Genomic DNA, 21,458 nt, shown 5'->3' on the forward strand with positions numbered 1-21,458 from the left:
CAGATATTACGTATGGCATCAAACAAAAAATATTGGAAAAGCGAAGCGGAGTTAAACCCTAACGATTCCATTGTTGAGGCACTAAGACAGAATGAATTTGTGGAACAGATTCCTGCGGATGACTTTTTGGGTGATAAACAAAATTTGTCGTCAACAAGTACCAATAGAAGGGATTTCCTAAAATATATTGGTTTCAGTACCGCCGCGGCTTCCTTGGCCGCTTGTGAGGGGCCCGTTATAAAGTCCATTCCCTATGTGGTTCAACCAGAGAACATTGTTCCCGGCGTTGCTAATTACTATGCCACCACCATAGCAAATGGATTTGATTTTGCCAGCGTACTTATCAAGACCCGTGAAGGTCGCCCAATTAAAGTGGAGAACAACACCTTGGCCAAAGTAGGCGGTGGCGCTAATGCTAGGGTTCAAGCTTCGGTACTTTCTTTGTACGATAGCACGCGACTACAAGGTCCTATGGCCAATGGAGAGCCAATTGAATGGGATGCCTTGAACTCAGCGGTAACCGCAAAAATGAATAGTCTTAAGGGTTCTTCGAAAAAGGTTGTTTTGCTTACGCAGACGTATGCAAGTCCTTCAACGGATCGTTTGATTATGGACTTGATGACCGCTAATGAAAATGTGGAGCACGTATCCTATGATGCTATTTCAGAGGATGCTGCACTAACGGCCTTTGAGCAGGCTTATGGTGAGCGCGCTTTGGCGGATTATGATTTTGAAAAGGCGGATTTGATCATTTCCTTTTCTGCTGATTTTCTAGCGGATTGGCAAGGAGGAGGATATAGTTCTGGATATTCCAAAGGACGTGTTCCAAAAAATGGAAAAATGTCCAGACATGTACAGTTGGAGGCGAATATGTCCCTAACGGGTGCAAATGCTGATAAAAGATTTCCTTTGACGCCAACGGCGCAAAAGGTCGTTCTGGCAAAATTATATGGTAAATTAAATGGAACCTCAGTAGGAGGAAATACGTCTGAGTACGATGCCATTGTGGACCAAATTGCTGCCGAGGTTAAGAAAGCGGGTTCCAATGCAGTTGTCTTGACCGGTTTGGATGATGTAAATGCACAGTCCGTTGTTTTGGCGATAAACAAAATGTTGGCAAGTAAAGCATTTGACCCATCAGCTCCTAGATACATTAGGAAAGGAAGCGTTAAACAATTGGAAAGTTTGATTTCCGATATGAAATCCGGTAGGGTTGGGGCTTTGATTATGGATGGTGTAAACCCAATGTATTCCCTGCCTAATGCGGCCGACTTTAAAGAAGGTCTTGAGAAAACAGATCTTTCAGTTTTGTTTACTACCAATTGGAACGAGACTGCGGAAGCGGTTCAATACACAGCGGCTTCCAACCACTATTTGGAGTCCTGGGGAGATGCCCAGTTCAAAAAAGGACATTACAGTTTAATGCAACCCACCATCAAGGAGTTGTTCGATACAAAACAGTTCCAGTCAGCCTTATTGACTTGGATGGGGAGTGAAAGTTCTTACTACGACTACATTAAGGATACATGGAGTGCCAATATCCTTAACGGTTCAAGTTGGAACCAAGCATTGCAGGATGGGGTGTTTGTCGCTCAAGCCACTGCAATAGATATTGAAGGTGAACTGGTTGCGGTTGAAGAAGAAACAGAAATCGAAACTAGTGCAGTGCCTATTGCCTCTGCTGTGCGAAGTTTGGCCAATGCCACTAGTGGCGGTATGGAACTAACATTGTACTCAAAAGTAGGTATGGGTGATGGGCAGCAGGCAAGCAATCCATGGTTGCAAGAATTTCCGGATCCAATCACAAGAGTTTCCTGGGATAACTATGTCACTATTTCAAAAGCGGACGCAGAATCCTTAGGAGTTAAGAATGTGAATGTTGCCAATGGCGGTATGGATGGCGATTATGTCAACCTAACCGTCAACGGTGTTACAATTCAAAATGTGCCCGTTGTCGTTCAGCCCGGTCAAGCAAAAGGATCTGTGGGTCTCTCTTTTGGTTACGGTAAGACCGTAGGAATGAAAGAAGAGATGCAAACCGGTGTCAATGCTTTCAAACTGTACCAAGGATTCAATGCAAATCAGGTGGTGACAGTAGAAAAGACTGGTGGTAACCATGAGTTCGCATGTGTCCAGCTGCATAAAACCTTAATGGGTAGGGGCGATATTATCAAGGAGACTACTTTAGAAATATTCAATACAAAGGACCATGCGGAGTGGAATCACGTTCCCCAGGTTTCTTTGAACCATCAGGAGGTTCCTGCAACTTCCGTCGATCTTTGGGAAAGTTTTGATCGTTCCATTGGACATCATTTCAATCTGTCCATCGATCTGAATGCCTGTACGGGATGTGGGGCTTGTGTGATTGCGTGTCACGCCGAGAATAACGTGCCTGTAGTAGGTAAGAAAGAGGTGAGGGTTTCTAGGGATATGCACTGGTTGCGTATCGACAGATATTATTCTTCAGAAGATTCTTTTGAGGCGGACAATACTAAAAAGGAGGAATTGGATGGACTTTGGGGTGACAATGGTTCCCTAGGAGGTTTTGGTGAAATGGAAGATCCATCGGATAATCCTCAGGTAGCCTTCCAGCCGGTTATGTGTCAGCATTGTAACCATGCTCCTTGTGAAACGGTTTGCCCTGTTGCGGCTACGTCACATGGTAGACAGGGTCAGAACCAAATGGTCTATAATAGATGTGTAGGTACCAGATATTGTGCCAACAACTGTCCATATAAGGTGAGAAGGTTCAACTGGTTCTTGTATAACAACAATGATGAGTTCGATTTCCACATGAACAATGATTTGGGTAAAATGGTATTGAATCCAGATGTAAATGTTCGTTCAAGAGGGGTCATTGAAAAATGTTCTATGTGTATTCAAAAGACACAAAAAACAATTTTGGATGCCAAGCGTGAAGGAAGAACAATCCAGGATGGAGAGTTCCAAACTGCTTGTTCCGCCGCCTGTGATAATGGAGCTATGGTATTTGGTGACATAAACGACGAGAGCAGTAAAGTGGCAGAACTAAAGGAAAGTAACCGTATGTACCATTTATTGGAGCATGTTGGGACAAAACCAAACGTTTTCTATCACGTAAAAGTTAGAAATACCAACGAAGCATAACAATACTAGAAAGTAATTATAATAGAAGTCTATGGCGTCGCATTACGAAGCACCTATACGAAAACCCTTAGTACTTGGAGACAAAGGATACCATGATGTAACCGTGGATATTGCAGCTCCTGTAGAGGGAAGGGCCAATAAGCATTGGTGGATTGTTTTTTCCATTGCCTTGGTGGCATTTCTTTGGGGAGTAGGTTGTATTATTTATACCATATCAACAGGTATCGGAACCTGGGGATTGAACAAGACAGTTAACTGGGCTTGGGATATTACAAACTTTGTATGGTGGGTAGGTATCGGTCATGCAGGAACCTTGATTTCTGCGGTACTGTTATTATTCCGTCAAAAATGGAGAATGGCTATCAACCGTTCGGCGGAGGCCATGACCATTTTCTCCGTTATCCAGGCTGGTCTTTTTCCAATTATCCACATGGGTAGACCCTGGTTGGCCTATTGGGTATTGCCAATTCCAAACCAGTTCGGGTCCTTGTGGGTAAACTTCAATTCGCCGCTTCTTTGGGACGTATTTGCGATTTCGACGTATCTATCCGTTTCCTTGGTGTTTTGGTGGACAGGTTTGTTGCCGGATTTTGCCATGTTACGCGATAGGGCCATTTTACCCTTTCAGAAAAAAATATATAGCTTATTAAGTTTCGGTTGGAGCGGTCGTGCAAAGGATTGGCAGCGTTTTGAGGAAGTTTCCTTGGTTTTGGCAGGTCTTGCAACACCCTTGGTACTTTCGGTACATACCATCGTATCGTTTGACTTTGCTACATCAGTAATACCTGGTTGGCATACGACCATCTTCCCTCCATACTTTGTTGCAGGGGCGATTTTCTCCGGGTTTGCCATGGTAAACACTTTATTGATTATCATGAGGAAGGTTTGTAGCTTGGAGGCCTATATAACGGTACAGCATATCGAGCTAATGAACATCGTAATCATGATTACAGGGTCAATCGTTGGTTGTGCCTATATTACCGAGTTGTTCATGGCATGGTATTCTGGAGTGGAATATGAACAATATGCCTTCTTGAACAGGGCTACCGGACCTTATTGGTGGGCTTATTGGGCCATGATGACCTGTAACGTGTTCTCACCTCAATTCATGTGGTTCAAGAAGTTAAGAACAAGTATAATGTTCTCCTTCTTTATTTCCATTGTCGTAAATATTGGTATGTGGTTCGAGCGTTTCGTGATTATCGTTACCTCCTTGCATAGGGACTATCTTCCATCCTCCTGGACTATGTTCTCTCCAACATTCGTGGATATTGGAATTTTTATCGGAACAATAGGATTCTTCTTTGTACTCTTTTTATTGTACTCGAGAACCTTCCCGGTTATAGCACAAGCGGAAGTTAAGTCGATACTTAAATCATCTGGTGAGAAATATAAGAAACTAAGGGATGCCGGTCAGCCGCTTTATCAAATCTCAACGGACAGGGTTATTGTTAAGGAAGAGCCCGTTGTCACCCAGGATGTGGTAATGGGCGAAGTTGAGCCAACCAAGGGCGACAAAGTTGGGGTAAACGAGCTATTAAGCAGCATTGGAACCTTTGATGCTACCAAAGAATCTCCAGATGACCTTAAAAAGGTCAAGGGAATAGGACCTCAGATGGAGGCGACTTTAAACGAAATCGGTATCTATACCTTTGCCCAGGTGGCAAGAATGACTGAAAGGGAGTATGATTTGTTGGACTCGATTACTGGTTCCTTCCCTGGAAGGGCGCAGCGTGATGATTGGGCCGGACAAGCAAAAATTTTAAATAACAAAAAGTAGGCTATGGCATCTAAAGTTATACAAGCATTTTACAATGATGATGATGTGCTAATGCATGCTGTCAAAAAGGTTAAGGCTGCCAAACATCACATTGAAGAGGTCTACTGCCCCTTTCCGGTGCATGGTCTTGATAAGGCGATGGGATTGGCACCTACCAGAATAGCCATTACTTCCTTTTTATATGGCTGTGTGGGTCTGACCGTTGCCATCGTAATGATGAACTTTATTATGATCAAGGATTGGCCACAGGATATTGGTGGAAAACCAAGCTTTAGTTATATAGAGAACATGCCGGCTTTTGTGCCCATCATGTTTGAGCTTACGGTCTTCTTTGCTGCGCACTTGATGGTAATTACCTTTTATCTGCGCAGTAGGTTATGGCCTTTCAAGAAAGCTGAAAATCCCGATGTAAGAACTACCGATGACCATTTTGTTATGGAAATTGAAATTCATGGGAACGAACAGGAGTTGAAGGATTTGCTTGCGGGTACTGGTGCGGTAGAAATTAATATATCAGAAAAAAACAGTCATTGAATATGAACAGTTTTCTAAGAATTACGGTCATAGGATGTTTATTGGTAGTTATTGCCGCTTGTCAGGATAAGCGTAAACCAAATTACCAGTACATGCCAAACATGTATGAACCGGTAGGTTATGAAGCTTACAGTGAGGTGGATATTTTGCCTTCAAACCAAGAGGCAATGGTTCCACCTGCAAATACCATCAACAGGGGTTGGTTGCCTTATGAATTTGAGAATTCCCCAGAAGGCAAGGAGCTTGCGAGGTTAAATTCCAGTCCATTGGATTCTTTGGCCAAGGACGCCAATTTGGCTGCGGGAGCGGAAATGTATACCATTTACTGCGCAATATGTCATGGTGATAAAGGCGATGGTCAAGGGACTTTGGTAAAAAGGGAAAAAATACTTGGTGTGCCCAGCTATGATGATCCGGCAAGAAACATTACTGTTGGTACGGCATATCATGTTCAGATTTATGGTTTGAATTCAATGGGATCGTACGCATCCCAAATGAACACGACAGAAATGTGGCAGGTAGCCGAGTATGTAATGAAGCTGAAACAAGATTTAACCAAATAATAGGTGAACAATACTATGTATACGTTTTCGAATAGACTAAAATTAGGTTCCATCATATTAATGGCCGTAGGGTTATTAGGAATTATTGGTGGTTTTGTTATGGCTCCTGGTACCGTTGAGGAAGCAAAGGCCATGGTTGCCGCCCACGATGATGGACATGGGGGTGGACATGAAGCCGCTGCTTCGCACGACTCGGAAAATTCCCATGCTGCTGCAGCGAGTCATGAAGGTGACCATAGTGCCTCACATGATGAGCATTTATTAGATCAGCTTAAAAATAGGCCTTGGGCGGCCTTGTACGTAGCGGCCTTTTTCTTTATGATGATTGCCTTGGGCGTGTTAGCCTTTTATGCGATACAAAGAGCGGCACAGGCAGGTTGGTCCCCTTTGCTTTTTAGGGTTATGGAGGGAATCACAGCTTATTTGGTTCCTGGCGGTATTATCGTATTCGTAATTTTGGTGCTGTCCGTACTTCACATGAACCACCTGTTTATTTGGATGGACGCAGATGTGGTTGCCCATGATGAATTGTTGCAAGGGAAATCAGGTTATTTGAATCCTACCTTCTTTTTAATTAGGGCGGCTATCTTTTTAGGTGGTTGGATTGCCTACCGGGAATATTCTAGAAAATTGTCCTTGAAACAGGATGAATCCAATGATAACTCAAACTTTAAAATGAATTTTAGGATTTCCGCTGCATTTTTGGTTTTCTACCTTATTTCGGAATCCATTATGTCTTGGGATTGGATTATGAGTGTTGAACCACATTGGTTCAGTACCTTGTTCGGTTGGTACATATTTGCAAGTATGTTCGTCTCGGGTATTACCGTAATAGCCATGGTTACTATCTACTTAAAATCCAAAGGATACCTACCCGATGTAAACGATAGTCATATTCACGATTTGGCTAAATTTATGTTCGGTATCAGTATTTTCTGGACCTATCTTTGGTTTTCCCAGTTCATGCTAATTTGGTATTCCAATATTCCAGAGGAAGTCACGTATTACGTAACAAGGATCGAGGATTATAAATTACCTTTCTTTGGTATGGTAGCAATGAATTTCGTGTTCCCATTATTACTTTTAATGAATAGTGATTATAAACGTATCAATTGGTTCGTTGTAATGGCGGGTATTGTTATTTTGGCCGGACATTATATGGACATCTTTAATGCCATCATGCCGTCTACCGTGGGAGATCAGTGGTTTATTGGTATTCCAGAAATTGGGGCTATATTGTTTTTTGCTGGATTGTTCATTTTCTGGGTGTTTAGGGCGCTTTCAACCGTACCCTTACAACCGAAGCGAAATCCGTTTATTGAAGAAAGTAGACACTTTCATTATTAGTGAGTTTTAAAGTATAATATCAATACATACAATGACTACATTATTGACTTTAGCTGTTTTAGTTCTCGTGGCAATTGCCATTTGGCAAATGACCAAGATATTTGAGTTGTCACAGCTTAGAACAGATAATTCAGAGGTTGCCAATGACAAGGATAACAAGAACAACGGATATCTTATGTTCGCTTTTCTCGTCTTTATTTATGGCATTACCATTTTTAGCTTTGCAAAGTATGGTAAGGTACTTTTGCCTGAGGCCGCTTCGGAACATGGGTCCGATTATGACACGTTGATGTTGATATCCATGGTAATTATCTTTATCGTTCAGATAATCACGCAGGCGCTTTTGCATTATTTTGCTTTTAAATATCGTGGAGAGAAGGGTAAGAGGGCGTTGTTTTATGCCGATAATAACCGTTTGGAGTTTATCTGGACTATTATTCCCGTAATCGTACTCGCTGGTTTGATTCTATACGGTCTTTATACTTGGACCAACATTACAGATATAAATGATGAGGACGATCCATTAATCGTTGAGCTTTATGCGCAACAGTTCAATTGGACAGCGAGGTATGGAGGAGCTGATAATACACTAGGAAGCGCCAATGTTCGAATGATCGATATTGACAAGGCGAATGTTCTAGGATTGGATGAATCAGATCCCTATGCAAGTGACGATGTTATTGTCAAGGAACTTCATTTGCCAGTCGGCAGAAAGGTAAATTTTAAAATGAGGTCACAGGACGTGCTTCATTCCGCGTACATGCCGCATTTTAGGGCTCAGATGAACTGTGTTCCTGGAATGATTACGGAGTTTTCGTTTACACCGGTTTACACTACCGAGCAAATGAGGCAAAATCCGGATATTGTGGAGAAGGTAAAGCGAACCAATCAATTTAGGGCAGAGAAATCTACTGAAACCGGAGAGGTAATTGATCCATGGGAGTTTGATTACATTTTGTTATGTAACAAAATTTGTGGTAAATCTCATTATAACATGCAGATGAAAATCATTGTAGAAACTGAAGAGGAATACAATGCTTGGATGGCGAGCCAGCAGACATTTAAGAATACTGTAATGGCCAGCGCAGAATAAAGAAAAAATTGTCTATACTATAAAAGAAAAAGTTCGATTATGTCAGCAACAGCACATTTACACGTAGATGATCATGCTCATGATGATCATGGGCATCATCATCACAAAGAAACATTTATAACTAAATATATATTTAGCCAAGATCACAAAATGATAGCAAAACAGTACTTCATTACTGGGGTGCTTATCATGGGTTTTATAGGTATCGCTATGTCACTTTTGTTCAGGATGCAATTGGCCTGGCCAGGTGAATCTAATGTCTTCTTTGAGGCATTATTGGGTAAATGGGCACCAGGTGGGGTTATGGATGCTGATATTTATCTAGCTTTGGTTACTATGCACGGAACGATTATGGTGTTCTTTGTGTTGACGGCAGGTCTAAGTGGTACTTTTAGTAATTTATTGATTCCACTTCAAATTGGTGCCAGGGATATGGCTTCTGGCTTTTTGAACATGGTTTCCTTTTGGTTGTTTTTTGTCTCCTCTGTTATAATGGTTCTTTCCCTTTTTGTTGAGGCAGGACCGGCAGCAGCTGGATGGACAATCTACCCACCTTTGAGCGCACTTCCAATGGCGCAACCCGGTTCTGGGATGGGTATGACCCTTTGGTTAGTTTCTATGGCCATATTTATTGCCTCTTCGCTATTGGGTTCCTTGAACTATATTGTAACGGTTCTGAATTTGCGTACCAAAGGAATGACCATGACCAGGTTGCCATTAACAATTTGGGCATTCTTTGTAACCGCAATAATCGGTGTAATCTCGTTCCCGGTTTTACTATCCGCAGCACTATTGCTTATAATGGATAGAAGTTTTGGAACATCGTTCTTTCTGTCGGATATCTTCATTCAAGGCGAGGTGTTACATTATCAGGGAGGCTCCCCTGTGTTGTACGAACATCTATTCTGGTTCCTAGGTCACCCTGAGGTATATATTGTATTATTACCTGCCTTGGGTATTACTTCAGAAGTGATGTCTACAAATGCACGTAAGCCGATATTTGGTTATAGGGCTATGGTTGCTTCTATTCTGGCAATTGCATTCCTTTCAACCATAGTATGGGGTCACCATATGTTTATTTCAGGTATGAACCCATTCTTAGGTTCCGTGTTTACCTTCACTACCTTATTAATTGCCATACCATCTGCAGTAAAGGCATTTAACTACATAACAACATTATGGAAGGGCAACTTGCAAATGAATCCGGCGATGCTGTTTTCTATTGGCTTAGTGTCTACCTTTATTACTGGAGGTTTAACGGGAATCATATTGGGAGACAGTACGTTGGACATTAATGTGCACGACACCTATTTTGTTGTGGCACACTTTCATTTGGTAATGGGTATTTCTGCATTGTATGGTTTATTTGCTGGTATCTATCATTGGTTCCCTAAGATGTTTGAGGGTAGGATGCTTAACAAGAATTTGGGTTATGTACATTTTTGGATAACCGCAATCTGTGCTTACGGTGTTTTCTTCCCAATGCACTTTGTCGGTATGGCCGGTGTTCCAAGGAGGTATTATGAAAATACAGCTTTTCCAATGTTTGATGAATTAGCGGATGTACAGGTTTTGATGACTGTCTTTGCTTTAATTGCCGGGGCAGCTCAGTTGATATTTGTTTACAATTTCATTTACAGTATGTTCTATGGTAAGATAGGCCCTAAAAATCCTTGGAGTTCAAATACTTTGGAGTGGACTACTGAAATAAAACATATTCATGGAAATTGGGATGGTGCAATCCCTGAGGTACATCGTTGGGCCTATGATTATAGTAAAGTGGATGTTAATGGAGAATATATAATACCTGGACAGGATTTCGTCCCACAGCATATCCCGCTAAGGGAAGACGAAGAAGAATTAAATCATTAACTCAACGACCATCTAATATAAAATGCCTGACTAGAGTCGGGCATTTTTTTTGCTTTAAACGTTTTGGGTTTGCTACTTGCTAATTTATAATATCTTTATGTAGCAAAGTGCTTAGTATTATGTATTCTAATATCTTGAAATGAATCTAAACCATGCTTAATACCTGCTGAGATGATTATAGGCGAATTTCGTCGGACGTTTAAAAGGTACATAAAAGAAAAACAGATGAAAAAGTTATTGTTTATAGTTTTTGCCCTAGTATTTGGGATTCAGGCTTATGGTCAAAGGAAACCAAAAATAAAGGGAAATAGGAATGTGGTCGAGGTTAGGGAAAGCCTTCCCGCTTTTAATGCAATACAACTGGATGATGATTTGAAAGTATACCTGAAAAAGTCCTCCAATGAGGGTTATTCGTTGGAACTGGATGATAATTTGGTCGATGTCCTAAAGTTCAAAGTGGAGGATAGTACCTTGTTCATTTCTTCGTTTTATAATATCACTTCAAAAAGAAAGCTTGATATAACCGTTAATTTCACAGAACTGAATAAAATCACCATGAACAATGGTGAAATAAGTATGGAGGATGTTATCTCGGGCGATCGCTTGGACGTCCTAACAAGGGAAACATCCCGTTTGGAACTTAATGCCACGGCCGATATTATCAACATACATATGGAGGGTATTAGTTCTGGCGACTTTAATGTGGCCAGTGATTCCCTTGTAATGAACCTCAAGGACCGTATCGATGTAAGAGTATATTCGGCGGGAGCTACAAATAATCTGTTCATGTATGAAAATGCATCGGCAAAGTTGGAGGGTGCCACGGATCTTTTTATGGTCAAATTATACGGAAAAAGCACCCTAAAAGGAGAGCAATTGGAGGCGAAACAGGCTATCGTGATCCTGGAAGACTCCCCCGATGCCCGAGTGAATGTTTTGGAGGATTTTCAATTGTCATCAAGAGGTTCCTCCAAAACAAGTCTGTACGGAAATCCCAAGATTACCATTTTGGATTTTCTAGATACTTCACAACTCGACAAGGAAAATAATTAATTGGCAATAGGTGCTGTCAAACAATTGTCCGGAATGCCAAAACCGTCCACAAGTACATGTATATGTGGCCTAAGTTCCGTACACAGGCGCTCCACACGCTGTCGTATGGCCTTTGATTTTGTGCCGCCAATGTAACCTTGTTCCAAATACCAAGAGGCATCCTTTCTTATTTCGTAAAGAGCGAATAACGTACCCAGTTTTTGAAATAGGGCCCTATGTTTTTCATTTTGAATGTTCTCTGTGAATTGGAAGTAGGTATTATAAGCCAATTCAATGCTATAGGCTTTTCCCAACGCCAATAAATGCGTTTGGACCTTAAGAAATGCTTGATAGGACGGCACTCCCTTTTTAATGTAATCCCTAATGCGCATCGCCAAGGTATACGTCAATCTGCGGGTTCTATAATCAAAGGCGTGCTTGTGGAATTTGGGGTTGTATAAATGTTCTGTATCCACCTTATTGGAGTAAATGGGATTTACCGTGGCCAATTTATCCGATAATTGCTGGCTCAACAATTTTAAAACGGAAGAGAACCCTGCACTGTTGAATTCCGATTTAAAATCTGAGAGGACTCCCTTGGCCGCCAGTTGCAAGAGCACGTTGTTGTCCCCTTCAAAGGTGGTAAAGATGTCCACATCGCCTTTGAGGTCGGCAATACGGTTTTCCAAAAGGTACCCCTTCCCACCACAGGCTTCCCTACACTCCTGGATGGTATTGTTGGCATACCAGGTAATAATGGATTTGAGTCCGGCTACTTGGGTTTCCACCTTGCGTTTGTCCGGCTGATTCTCATCGCAATAAATCTCCATCATTTTATCTAAGGTGGCATGATAAACATAGGCACTGGCAACCAAGGGAGTCAAACGTAATTGATGGGTAGGATAGTCCATCAACAGGTCTTCCTGTATTTTGATGCTGTCATTGAACTGCCTTCTCTTTAGGGCATGTTTAACGGCGATTGTCAATGCCATTTTGGCCCCGCCCAGACCGGCACGCGCCACACAGATGCGACCTCCCACCAATGTTCCCAACATGGTAAAAAAGCGTTTGTTTGGATTATCGATTTCCGAATAATAGGCACCATCGTCTGTAATGCTACCGTACTTGTTGAGCAAATTTTTTCTGGGCACTTTCACTTGGTTGAACCATATCTTTCCATTGTCTACCCCGTTCAAACCCAACTTGTAACCGTTGTCCTCTATCCGGATTCCCGGGAGCAGTTCATGCTTTTCATTTCTTAGTGGGACAAGAATGGCATGTACCCCTTCATTTTTGCCATCAACAATGAGTTGTGCAAAAACAGAGGCAATCTTGGAATGCAGAGCGTTGCCTATGTATTCTTTGTTGTCGTTCTCACCAGGAGTGTGAATAATTAGGCTGTCATCTTCCTTTCTATAGGTTGCCGTGGTTTTGATGCCCCTAACATTGGAGCCATGTCCCGTTTCCGTCATTGCAAAACATCCCAAGAGGGTTGCCTTTCCGGCATCGGTTAGATACGTGTCGTGATGATATTTTGTGCCCAGTTTTTGGATACTTCCTCCAAAAAGTCCGAATTGAACCCCAAATTTTATAGTCAAACTACCATCCACGTACATTAGGTTTTCAAAAATAGTTGCATACCCTTCCATGTCGCCCGTACCTCCGTATGCACATGGATACGCCATGGCGCCATATCCGTTTTCTGCCAAAAACTTCACTTGCTCCAGAACTACCTCCCTAAAATCTTCTTTTTGTCGATGAACGTCCCAATCGAAGAGGGAATGTTGAATGAATTCTTGAAACCGGTCAATGACACGGGCATGTTTACCCTTAAGGATGACAGAAAGTTCTTCGGCTACATACGTATTGGCACTGGCGATGTGTTCAACTTCCACCTCAAACAAATGATTGTAGTGATTGGGCTGGATGCCCAAGTTGACTTCAATATTTTTTAGATGCTCGTTAAAGGGGCAGGTTTCGTGATAATGACAGACTACTTTTTGACTGAAGGTTGTCAATGGATAGGTTTCCCCTTCCAGTAATTTGATGCCCGAATTGGAGATGGTCTGTTTCCAATTTTTGAATTCCTCATTCTTAGGAGGGTTTTTAACCTGTAACCAAGAGTTCAAAAGAACCTTTTCCATATCCGATAGGCTCTCATCCTTTTCGATAGCTCTTTCCACAACGTTTACCTCGGAAGCGGATACGAGGTCATCGGACCAAATAACATAAAAAAAGGGAATGTATTGAAGGATTCCCGGGGTGTAAATTTTCTTTTCCATTTTTTGAAAATACAAATTTCTCCCTGAAATTCTATGAATAAAGAAAACAGTGGTTCAAAAAAAATTAACAAGTGTTTGCCTATCTTTGTTGGTGTATGAATGAATACCTAGACCCGTCCAAAAACGGTTTTTCCGATGCCGAACTAGATATAGAGAGGGCTTTGCGCCCCGTAAGTTTTGATGACTTTACGGGTCAGGAGCAGGTCTTGGAAAACTTAAAGGTTTTTGTGGAGGCGGCCAATCGAAGGGGGGAAGCCTTGGACCATACACTTTTTCATGGTCCTCCCGGATTGGGTAAAACCACCCTCGCGAATATTTTGGCCAATGAATTGGGCGTTGGTATCAAGATAACCTCTGGTCCCGTGTTGGACAAGCCAGGTGATTTAGCGGGACTCTTGACCAATTTGGATGAACGGGACGTACTTTTTATTGATGAGATCCATAGGTTGAGTCCCATTGTGGAGGAGTATCTCTATTCCGCGATGGAGGATTACAAAATCGATATCATGATAGAAACGGGCCCCAATGCCCGTTCGGTCCAGATAAACCTGAACCCGTTTACCTTAATTGGCGCAACGACCCGATCGGGACTCTTGACCGCTCCCATGAGGGCCAGGTTCGGTATTCAAAGTCGGTTACAGTATTACGATACGGAATTGCTTTCTACCATTGTTCAAAGAAGTGCGGATATTTTAAAAGTTCCAATCACCAATGAGGCGGCCATAGAAATAGCGGGAAGAAGTAGGGGAACCCCTAGAATATGTAATGCCTTATTGAGGAGGGTTCGAGATTTTGCACAGATAAAGGGCAACGGTAAAATAGACATCGAAATTTCCAAATTCGGTCTAAAGGCCTTAAATGTAGATGCCAATGGTTTGGACGAGATGGACAATAAAATATTGACCACCATCATTGATAAATTTAAGGGAGGCCCGGTAGGAATAACCACGTTGGCCACGGCCGTATCGGAAAGTGCAGAAACCATTGAAGAGGTCTACGAACCTTTTTTAATCCAACAAGGTTTTATAATGCGCACGCCTAGGGGTCGGGAGGTGACCGAGTTGGCCTACAAGCACTTGGGAAGGATAAAAGGGGGTATACAGCCTGGTTTATTCTGAAGTTTCGTTTTTCTTTTTATCTTGTTACAGACCTAATTAATCGGTTTGCAATAGATGCGTTTCTTTCAGTATACCCTTTTTCTTTGCCTTATCAATTCAGGATTAATCTTTTCACAAGAAAACGTCTATGTGCTGGACACATTATATCCGGTCCATTCCCTCGATCACGTTCTAAAGGTGTATCCGGATATCAATGATGTTTTTACACCCAAAAAGATTGTTGCCGATACCACCCTCTCTTTTCTCCAAGGAGATGAATTGCCCCGATATCTAGAGGTTGGAACCACCTATTGGGGAAAACTCAGCTTAAAAACAAAAGAACCATTAATTGGCTGGACCTTGCATTTTGAAGATAAAATGATCGGTCCACCGGCATGGACTAAAAGTAATGGAACCGTTGACGTCTATGGGTATGTAGACAAGGAATTTATATTCCATCAAAAAACGGGAGTCGAATATCCAAAGAAAGAAAAGACATATAAGGGTAATTGGATTATGAATGCGATTACCTTAGATTCACTGCCCGTCAATAAGGTTGTAGAAGTGATAATCAAGGTTAAAGGCAATGCTATGGGATATCCGGCCTATTTCAATTTGACTGCTAGAAGCCCTGATCAACCCTATTACCATCAGTTTAACCAGTACCACAGTAGTTTCAATATTTTTTTATTTGGTGTTACGTTCATTATATTGCTTTATCATTTTTTGCAGTACATCTATTTGAGGGAACCTATTTTTCTTTGGTTCTGTATCTGGTTGGTTTTTTGTACCCTAACCCAGGCTATGACCGTAGGTTTTATCATTGGTGGTTTGGCTAAGTTTCGCTACATAACATGGTTACTAATAGCAAATGGAATTTTTTATTCATTTTGGTTTTTTGGTAGGGCGTTTATAGATTCCAAAATCAAATTTCCAATATTGGACAGAGTGATGCTAGGCCTAGCATTGTTCATCTTGGTGGAGATACTTTTAACAACTGTTTACGTTCTATTATTAGAACCCCAAACATCCTTCACCGGGGTAGGTTTTCATTATGTTTTTCTAAATGTTTATGCCGTTGCTAGCTTGATAGTGTCAATTGTTATTGCGCTTAAGAATGATGCATTCGCCAGATATTTTGGAATTGGTTCTATTGTCGCCAGTATTGCTCTCGTAATAGGAACACTTTGGTCAATGGACTTGATGAATCCCCCATTTAGACTTGACCCTTATTCCACGGGTATTTTTTTACAAATTATTATATATTCCTTCGGTATTGCGTATAGGCGTCAAACTATAGCCAAGCGAAATGAAAATGAAAGAGTGGAAGCGGAAAAATCGCGTTCTGAGATTCTTCGTATGAAGGATTTAGATGAGCTAAAGACTCGATTTTTTACCAATATTAGTCATGAGTTCAGAACGCCGCTAACTTTGATTCAGGGGCCCCTAGAGAATGCCAAAAGAGTGCAAAAGGACAATGGGGTACAAGGTGTGACCTTAAGTGAAACGGAATTTAATATTGTGCAAAGAAATTCCTCCCGTTTGCAATCCTTGGTCGATGAACTATTGGAACTTTCCAAATTGGAGAGTGGGAAGACAATACTTTCCCTAACTAAAAATGATATTATACCATTTTTAAAATTGATGGTCTATTCATTTGAAAGCACCGCGGAACGTGCCGGTATTTTCTATGAGGTAACGTTCAGCTCAGATTCGGAAATTGGCTATTTCGATGCTGATAGGTTGGAGAAAATAGTCAACAATCTGTTATCCAATGCATTCAAGTATACCAGCCAAGGAGGAAAGGTTACCGTCAATGTTGATTTTAATAACGGCAATCTTGACTTTTCTGTTTCAGATACTGGTAATGGAATCTCAAAAGAAGATATTGGCAATGTTTTTGATCGGTTTTATAGAGTGGAAGGCTCTGAACGTAATGGTTCTGGAATCGGGCTTGCATTGACAAAGGAGTTGGTCGAATTGCATCAGGGAGAAATAAAGGTAGAAAGCTCCTTAGGGAAAGGCACCGCATTTTACTTAAAAATACCCATTACTTTGGAAGGTCTCCCCAAATCAGCCATGATAGTTGAGGCCCAAGCACCAACAGATACTGAAGAAGGGTATTTTGAAACATTTACCACGCTTAGTGAAAAAGGAAGTAATAGGTCCAAAAGGGATTTGCCAATTGCATTGATCGTAGAAGATAATGAAGATTTAAGAAGTTATGTGGGCTGCATTTTAGAGGGACAATATGAAATTTTACTTGCTAAGGATGGGGAGGAAGGTGAGAGGATTGCTACGACTGAAATACCGGATATTATCATTAGTGACGTCATGATGCCCAAAAAGGACGGATTTGCCTTATGTGACACGTTAAAGACGAATAGCAAGACGAGTCATATCCCCATTATATTACTGACCGCCAAGGCCGGCCAGGACAATAAGATGCAAGGACTTTATCAGGGTGCCGATGCCTATTTAACCAAACCTTTCGCTTCCGATGAGCTTTTGGTACGTATCAAAAATCTAATAGGTTTAAGAGAAAAGCTTTGGATAAAGGTGAAGGAGTTAGATGGTCTCCTGGTGGACGACCTTTCCTTAAATTCAATGGAGGATGAATTTCTTAAAAAGGTTTTTAAGGTCATCAACGAACACCTGGAAGATTGTTCTTTTTCCGTAGAGCTACTTGCCAGCTCTGTGGGTTTTAGTCGTGCCCAACTACATCGCAAATTAAAGGCGTTAACAAATAAATCTGCCAATCAGCTTATATCCGAAATTCGTTTGAATAGCGCATTTAAACTTTTACAGAATTGTACTGGTAATGTTTCTGAAGTTGCGTATAGTGTTGGTTTTTCCAATCTCTCATATTTTGCCAAGAGCTTTAAGGAAAAGTTTGGAATCTCTCCAAGCGAAGTGACTGTCATTAGAAATTAGAGGTTTTTAAGCTATTGATAATCAATGTTTTTATTTAGGTGAGACAAATCTGTTAAGATATGCGACATTTTTGTCAAACACATATGTAGCTTCTTTTGACCTTAGCGATACTGTTCCCCAAAGGACAAATAATATTTCATTTAAATCGTATCGTTATGAAAACATTAAAAGGCACAATTGCAAGTTTAGGAAGTCTATTATTACTCATAGTAGTTACTTCCTGTTCAAAAGAGGAGACTACTACTACAGAAAACGAGCTTGAATTGGTATCCGTTAAAGCAAAGAAGGAAACATTAGAATCCCAATTGAAAAAAGTTAATAGAGCAACCATGCGCTATCACAGCTTTGAACAGGCGAAAAAGGCAGGCTATGCCGATCCTTATCCATTTAATCCATCTATATATGTTCCCAACATGGGCTTCCATTATATCAATGTAGGACTTATCGATGGTGAATTTGATATGGAAAAACCAGAAATTCTCCTGTACGTGCCCAATGAACAAGGTCAGCTAAAATTGGTAGGTGTCGAGTACGCGGTTCCAAAGGCTATTTCTCCTACACCTCCAGAAGGTTTTGTGGGAGACGCGGATCACTGGGATGACAATCCCAATGTGGCGGGAGGTTCATGGACACTGCACGCCTGGATCGTTGAAGAGAACCCCAATGGAGTATTTGCAGAATTTAACCCTAATGTGCCTTTTAGTGACCCTTCCGATAATTAGGCCTATACGGATTTAACAACCAAAAAAGAAAGAAGATGAAAAATAAATTAATCGCGATCATGACCTTTTCGGTATTGATATTGGCCTCGTGCAACCGGCCTAAGGAAAAGAAGGTCGCAGTAATAGAGGAAGCAAACGTTAAAACGGTGAATTTAGAAGAGCGAGGTGAGTATTTGGTAAGTATAATTGGCTGCGCAGATTGCCATACGCCCAAGAAAATGACTGAAATGGGTCCTGTGCCGGACATGGACCGTTACATGATGGGATTTGACAGTTCCGGAGCTTTACCGCCAATCCCTGAAAATGTTCCTTTAGGCCCTTGGGCTTTGTTTGCAGGGGATTTAACGGCTGCAGTTGGACCTTGGGGAACCAGCTATGCCGGTAACCTTACGCCTCATGAAACAGGTATAGGAAGCTGGACATTAGACCAATTCAAGAAGGCAATTAAAGAGGGAAAATATAAGGGACTGGATGGTTCTAGACCAATTATGCCTCCAATGCCCGTAGAGGCCTACAGAAGTATGAATGATGAGGATGTCGAGGCGATTTTTGCCTATCTAAAATCTTTAAAACCTATTGAAAATGTTGTGCCGGTCTATATACCGCCTACTTCCTAATTAACTATTTTAAATTAAAATTAATGTACCTTCGGAATATGAACCGAAGTATATTGTCACAGCGAATAAAAACCGAAGCCAAGCGCCTCGGTTTTTTGTCTTGTGGTATATCCAGGGCAGAGTTTCTTGAACAGGAAGCCCCAAGACTGGAGCGCTGGTTGAAAAAAAACATGCACGGGGAAATGGGGTACATGGCAAACCATTTCGATAAACGACTGGACCCTCGCTTGCTGGTGGACGGGGCCAAGTCAGTGATATCCTTGTTGTTGAATTACTTTCCACAAGAAACTCAAGAAAAAGACACCTTTAAGGTTTCCAAATATGCATATGGTGAGGATTATCACCATGTGATCAAAGGCAAACTAAGGCAATTGCATGATTTTATATCCGAAGAAATCGGTGAGGTGAAAGGGCGTGCCTTTGTTGATTCAGCACCGGTTTTGGACAAAGCGTGGGCAGCAAAAAGTGGTTTGGGATGGATTGGGAAGAACAGCAACCTATTGACGAAAGAGGTCGGTTCCTTTTATTTTATAGCAGAGCTTATTATCGATTTGGAATTGGATTACGACACACCTGTTACGGATCATTGCGGGACCTGTACGGCCTGTATCGATGCCTGTCCCACCCAAGCTATTATAGAACCCTATGTCGTGGACGGCAGTAAATGTATTTCCTACCTTACGATAGAACTCAAAAATGAAATTCCGACCGAGTTCCAAGCTAAAATGGACGATTGGATGTTTGGCTGCGATGTTTGTCAGGATGTATGTCCATGGAATAGGTTTTCAAGACCACATAAGGAACCTTTGTTCAATCCGCATCCGGAGTTGTTGTCCATGACCAAAAAGGACTGGGAGGAGATAACGGAAGACGTTTTTAAAAAAGTGTTCAAAAAATCGGCTGTGAAAAGGACCAAATTTTCTGGATTGAAAAGGAACATTGAATTTCTACAAAAAGAGTCCTAAACCACTACAACGTTATAGCTGGGTTTTGATTTCTAATTATCCTTCTATTTATATTTACTTTTCGTTAATTATACTATATTGCTAGACGACTTTTTATGAGGATTCAAAAAAAGGGATTGTTGTATTTTGTCAATCCCGTAATTACTTTCTATAAAATCAAATATCAGATTGTATGCAACTAACCAAACCAAGTCTTAGCTTCTGGCAGATATTTAATATGAATGTGGGATTTTTAGGCATTCAATACAGTTTTGGCCTTCAACAAACCGCTATCAATCCCATCTTTCTCTACTTGGGGGCGCCAGAAGAAATGTTGCCGATATTGAACATCGCAGGACCGGTAACAGGATTGGTGGTTCAGCCAATAATTGGCGCCATGTCAGATAAGACCTGGTCTCCAAGATGGGGAAGACGAAAGCCTTACTTTTTGATAGGCGCACTCATTGGAAGTATATGTTTGTTCATGTTTCCTTCAAGTCCGGTTCTTTGGTTTGCTGTAGGCCTTCTTTGGATTTTGGATGTGGGAAATAACATGGCCATGGAGCCCTATAGGGCTTTTGTAGGGGACAAGCTTCCAGAAAAGCAGTTCAGCCTTGGATATCAGATGCAAAGTTTGTTTGTAGGTGCAGGTATTTTATTGGCGAACGGGTCCATCGTTCTTTTTCAATATTTGTTCGGGGATGAATCGGTAGAAGTAGCGGGTTCCATTCCTACTTGGCTGTATTATTCCTTTTACATTGGAGGTATCCTTTCGATTACCACCATTTTATGGTCGGTATTGAAAACTCCGGAAATACCGCCATCGGACGAAGAACTGGAGGAGATAAACTCCGCCAAGAAGAAACCTTTGGCAGCCCGTATTGCTACACCTTTTGCCGAAATAAAGGATGCGGTAAAAAACATGCCCGTTTTCCTATGGAAACTCGGGGCGGTTTATCTGTTCCAATGGTATGCTTTATTTGTTTACTGGCAATATATTACCCCCTTGTTCAAAAGCACTATGGGGTATTCCACTTCGGAAGCTGCTTCGCAGTCGGCACAAATGAGCCTTACCTACAACATAGTAACCATGGTGGTAGCTCTGGGATTGGTGCCCTTGACTTTAAGATTTGGAGGCAAAAAGGTATATGCCTATAGTTTGGTCGGAACCGCCATTGCCCTGTTTTCCATTCCGTTTATTAATGACCCGTTACTGGTATTGGCGCCCATGGTATTGTTCGGAATTGGATGGGCGGCCATGATGGGCATACCTTATACAATGGTTTCTAAGGTAGTGCCTCAGGAAAGAAGGGGAGTCTATATGGGGATTTTAAACATGATGATCGTTATCCCTATGGGTATAGAAACGCTCACTTTCGGTCCAATTTATAAATACCTATTGGGAGGTGAGGCAATTAACGCAATGCTTTTCGCAGGTACCTTTTTTATCATTGCAGCTTTCTTGGCTATGCGATTGAATGTAGGGAAAGCAAAAACCCTTGTCGATTTATAAAT

15 protein-coding genes are annotated in these 21,458 nt (G+C 41.5%); 14 read left to right on the plus strand and 1 reads right to left on the minus strand.

Going from position 1 to position 21,458, the window contains the following annotated elements:
* The first annotated feature begins 12 nt into the window (after nt 1–12).
* The 8 genes from ACZ41C_RS10270 to ACZ41C_RS10305 all read left to right on the plus strand — a co-directional run bounded on the left by ACZ41C_RS10270 (nt 13) and on the right by ACZ41C_RS10305 (nt 11,368).
* The gene (locus ACZ41C_RS10270) at nt 13–3,126 is read left to right on the plus strand and encodes a TAT-variant-translocated molybdopterin oxidoreductase (RefSeq protein WP_464561195.1); all 3,114 of its coding nucleotides are present in this window, start codon (nt 13–15) and stop codon (nt 3,124–3,126) included.
* A gap of 31 nt (nt 3,127–3,157) precedes the next feature.
* Nucleotides 3,158–4,906: an NrfD/PsrC family molybdoenzyme membrane anchor subunit gene (gene nrfD / locus ACZ41C_RS10275; RefSeq protein ID WP_464561197.1), complete on the plus strand. Its 1,749-nt coding sequence runs from the start codon at nt 3,158–3,160 to the stop codon at nt 4,904–4,906.
* Nucleotides 4,907–4,909: 3 nt separating this feature from the next.
* Nucleotides 4,910–5,440 carry a DUF3341 domain-containing protein gene (locus ACZ41C_RS10280; protein ID WP_138258778.1) on the plus strand — a complete coding sequence of 177 codons (531 nt, stop codon included), beginning with the start codon at nt 4,910–4,912 and terminating at the stop codon, nt 5,438–5,440.
* A 2-nt stretch (nt 5,441–5,442) separates the two neighbouring features.
* Nucleotides 5,443–6,003, plus strand: a complete 561-nt coding sequence (locus tag ACZ41C_RS10285; RefSeq protein ID WP_272636273.1) for a c-type cytochrome — start codon at nt 5,443–5,445, stop codon at nt 6,001–6,003.
* A gap of 15 nt (nt 6,004–6,018) precedes the next feature.
* Nucleotides 6,019–7,350, plus strand: a complete 1,332-nt coding sequence (locus tag ACZ41C_RS10290; protein ID WP_464565746.1) for a quinol:cytochrome C oxidoreductase — start codon at nt 6,019–6,021, stop codon at nt 7,348–7,350.
* Nucleotides 7,351–7,381: 31 nt separating this feature from the next.
* Entirely contained in the window at nt 7,382–8,443 is a 1,062-nt protein-coding gene (locus tag ACZ41C_RS10295) for a cytochrome c oxidase subunit II (RefSeq protein WP_464561199.1), read from the plus strand.
* A gap of 39 nt (nt 8,444–8,482) precedes the next feature.
* A complete protein-coding gene (locus ACZ41C_RS10300; protein WP_464561201.1) occupies nt 8,483–10,315 on the plus strand; it encodes a cytochrome c oxidase subunit I in 1,833 nt (610 codons plus the stop codon).
* A gap of 225 nt (nt 10,316–10,540) precedes the next feature.
* Nucleotides 10,541–11,368 carry a GIN domain-containing protein gene (locus ACZ41C_RS10305; protein ID WP_464561203.1) on the plus strand — a complete coding sequence of 276 codons (828 nt, stop codon included), beginning with the start codon at nt 10,541–10,543 and terminating at the stop codon, nt 11,366–11,368.
* Here ACZ41C_RS10305 and ACZ41C_RS10310 read toward each other — a convergent pair.
* Nucleotides 11,365–13,629, minus strand: a complete 2,265-nt coding sequence (locus tag ACZ41C_RS10310) for an acyl-CoA dehydrogenase family protein (protein ID WP_464561205.1) — start codon at nt 13,627–13,629, stop codon at nt 11,365–11,367. The genes ACZ41C_RS10305 and ACZ41C_RS10310 overlap by 4 nt on opposite strands.
* A gap of 95 nt (nt 13,630–13,724) precedes the next feature.
* Here ACZ41C_RS10310 and ruvB point away from each other — a divergent pair, with 95 nt between their 5' ends.
* The 6 genes from ruvB (at nt 13,725) to ACZ41C_RS10340 (ending at nt 21,456) form a co-directional block, all read left to right on the plus strand.
* A complete protein-coding gene (gene ruvB / locus ACZ41C_RS10315) occupies nt 13,725–14,747 on the plus strand; it encodes a Holliday junction branch migration DNA helicase RuvB (RefSeq protein WP_138258772.1) in 1,023 nt (340 codons plus the stop codon).
* A gap of 54 nt (nt 14,748–14,801) precedes the next feature.
* Nucleotides 14,802–17,660 carry a hybrid sensor histidine kinase/response regulator transcription factor gene (locus tag ACZ41C_RS10320; protein ID WP_464561208.1) on the plus strand — a complete coding sequence of 953 codons (2,859 nt, stop codon included), beginning with the start codon at nt 14,802–14,804 and terminating at the stop codon, nt 17,658–17,660.
* A 155-nt stretch (nt 17,661–17,815) separates the two neighbouring features.
* Complete coding sequence (locus tag ACZ41C_RS10325) at nt 17,816–18,382, plus strand: hypothetical protein (protein ID WP_138258770.1); 567 nt, start codon at nt 17,816–17,818, stop codon at nt 18,380–18,382.
* A gap of 35 nt (nt 18,383–18,417) precedes the next feature.
* Nucleotides 18,418–18,999 carry a c-type cytochrome gene (locus ACZ41C_RS10330; RefSeq protein WP_138258769.1) on the plus strand — a complete coding sequence of 194 codons (582 nt, stop codon included), beginning with the start codon at nt 18,418–18,420 and terminating at the stop codon, nt 18,997–18,999.
* Between the two features lie 38 nt (nt 19,000–19,037).
* The gene (queG, locus tag ACZ41C_RS10335; protein WP_464561211.1) at nt 19,038–19,964 is read left to right on the plus strand and encodes a tRNA epoxyqueuosine(34) reductase QueG; all 927 of its coding nucleotides are present in this window, start codon (nt 19,038–19,040) and stop codon (nt 19,962–19,964) included.
* A gap of 172 nt (nt 19,965–20,136) precedes the next feature.
* On the plus strand, nt 20,137–21,456 hold the full coding sequence (locus ACZ41C_RS10340) for an MFS transporter (RefSeq protein WP_138258767.1): 1,320 nt from the start codon (nt 20,137–20,139) through the stop codon (nt 21,454–21,456).
* Nucleotides 21,457–21,458 lie beyond the last annotated feature (2 nt).

Source organism: Maribacter sp. C-4077, assembly GCF_055378385.1.